General features: G+C 33.5%; 4 protein-coding genes. 2 read left to right on the top strand and 2 right to left on the bottom strand.

Translation table 11 applies throughout. The annotated features are described in order from the left end of the window. Positions 1-754: type I restriction endonuclease (locus IQ215_RS14215; protein ID WP_193802053.1), on the bottom strand; the 754-nt coding region annotated here is incomplete at its 3' end. A gap of 52 nt (positions 755-806) precedes the next feature. Between IQ215_RS14215 and IQ215_RS14210 the strand changes: the two genes are divergently transcribed. Both IQ215_RS14210 and IQ215_RS14205 read left to right on the top strand, forming a co-directional pair. After that, positions 807-1,226 (top strand): XisH family protein, encoded by a 420-nt coding sequence (locus IQ215_RS14210; protein WP_193802052.1) that lies wholly within the window; start codon positions 807-809, stop codon positions 1,224-1,226. Beyond that, positions 1,214-1,549: a XisI protein gene (locus tag IQ215_RS14205; RefSeq protein ID WP_193802051.1), complete on the top strand. Its 336-nt coding sequence runs from the start codon at positions 1,214-1,216 to the stop codon at positions 1,547-1,549. The genes IQ215_RS14210 and IQ215_RS14205 overlap by 13 nt, the downstream gene beginning before the upstream one ends. A gap of 105 nt (positions 1,550-1,654) precedes the next feature. On the opposite strand, the gene IQ215_RS14200 is transcribed toward IQ215_RS14205, so the two are convergent. Next, the gene (locus IQ215_RS14200) at positions 1,655-1,999 is read right to left on the bottom strand and encodes a HepT-like ribonuclease domain-containing protein (protein WP_193802050.1); all 345 of its coding nucleotides are present in this window, start codon (positions 1,997-1,999) and stop codon (positions 1,655-1,657) included. Positions 2,000-2,098 lie beyond the last annotated feature (99 nt).

Raw genomic sequence — 2,098 nt, 5'->3', positions numbered from 1 at the left:
AAACGAAGTGTTCGAGGATATTGGCTAAACTACTTCGGCTGAAAATATCTTCCCAGAGGTAGCTAGTTTTATGTCCATGGGGGTTGATGGGGTTGCCTTTACCGTTGTTGTTTCCTTGGTTGAAGGGTAGAAAGTAGGTGCTTTTGCCATTGAGTCGGGTTGTCATCCATACTTCGTCGGTGTCAACGGCGAAATGTACTAAACAGCGTCCGAAGTTTAATAAGGGTTGTTGGTAATCCCTTTGGCAGTATTGTTTTTTGGCATGGTAAACGGTTTGATTTGTCCATTGGTTTTTTAGTTCAATGGTGATGATGGGTAAGCCGTTGATAAATATTACTAAGTCGATGGATAGGGCGGTATCGGTGGTGGAAAAGTGAACTTGACGGGTGACGGAAAAGATATTTTGGTTAAAGTTGGCTTGGATTTGGAGGTTTAAGTCATTGTAGGGTTGGCTATAAAATAGGGTAAGGTGCGCTGAGTCGATGTCTAAGCCTTTTTTGAGCAGGTGTAGGACGCTATTTTTCTTGATTTTGCGATCTATCCTATCTAATATTAGTTTCTGCCAGTCGGGGTTATATTTGAGCTTCTCTAATTCTTCTGGTTGAGTGGTTTCTAGGAATTGCCATAGTTTAGCGGTATCTAGGGCGATTTGGGGGTTAAAGTCTTTATTTTCTCCGAGGTGATAGCTTTGTTGATTGATGAGGCACTCTTGTATTAAGTCTTCGAGGGCTTTTTCATTGGTTTTGCTTACCATGGGCTAACATTTTTTTAGGGATGGTTTAATCATATCAAACAAATTAGTTTTAATGGCGGCAAAAGATAAGTTTCACGATATAGTTAAAGGAGCTTTAATTAAAGATAGTTGGAATATTACCCATGATCCATTAATTTTAAAGTTCGGAAAATATGACCAAGTTCAAATAGATTTGGGTGCAGAAAAAATATTGGGTGCAGAAAAAGATGATATAAAAATAGCTGTCGAAATTAAAAGTTTTTTAAGTGATTCTGCTATCTCTGATTTTCATGGGGCTTTAGGACAGTTTCTCAATTATCATTTTGTTTTAGAACAAATAGAGCCTGAAAGAATACTTTTTTTAGCTATTCCTATTTATGCTTATGAGTCTTTTTTTCAGCGAGATTTACCCCAAGCTATTGTTAATCGTTATAATTTAAAATTAATAGTCTATGATCCTATTGAGGGGGTTATTAGTCAATGGATAAATTAACTAAATATCGTCAAATAATTTGTGATCTTTTAAGCCAACAAGCTGAAATAGTACCTTTGGAAAAAAACATCGAGTCAGAAACTATTTTTGATGAAAAGTGGGATAGATATTTATTATTACACTTGGGTTGGGATGGACAAAAAAGAATTTACTCGGTGTTATTACACTTAGAGATAAGAGAGGAAAAAATCTGGATTCAAGAAAATAATACTGACATTTTAGTAGCGGAAATTTTATTAGAAAAAGGGGTAAAAAGAGAGGATATTATCTTAGGTTTAAAACCTGCTTTTGTTAGGGAATATACGGGCTTTGGAGTCGCTTAATTTTACTATGGCATTTCTATATAAGTTGTAAAAATTTGATCTCCCCTAACCTCCCTTAAAAAAGAAGAAATTTAATCAAGATTTATCATGAATATTTTATAATTGCTATAGTGTTTCATTATTGATAATTTCTTGGACACATAATTTTAAATTGTCTAGTTTTGTGTGAATGACACTCCACACAATATTTATGTTAATGGAAAAATAAGCATGGGCGATAAAATCTCTTAATCCCGCTATTTTTTGCCACTCGATATATGAATATTTGACTCTTATTTCTGGAGGAATTTTCTTTGTTGCTTCTCCTATAATCATTAAATTATATACGACAGATTCAAGGGTTTTTTCGTCTTCTAATAATTCCTCATAGGTGAAATTGAATGTATATTTTTTTATTTTATCAATACTGGTAATAATATCTTTTAAATAAAGGGTAAGACTACGAGACATAAACCGCCTCCTTAATTACTTCTTCTCTAATTATGGGTTTTAAATCTTCTTTTATAACTAAGTCCACTGATTTGTTAAATAATTCTTCTAAATGAAATT

Origin of the sequence: Cyanobacterium stanieri LEGE 03274, from assembly GCF_015207825.1 — a bacterium.
Taxonomy (GTDB): domain Bacteria; phylum Cyanobacteriota; class Cyanobacteriia; order Cyanobacteriales; family Cyanobacteriaceae; genus Cyanobacterium; species Cyanobacterium stanieri_B.
The sequence above is the reverse complement of the archived record's forward strand: the minus strand, read 5'-3'. Positions and strand labels throughout refer to the sequence as shown.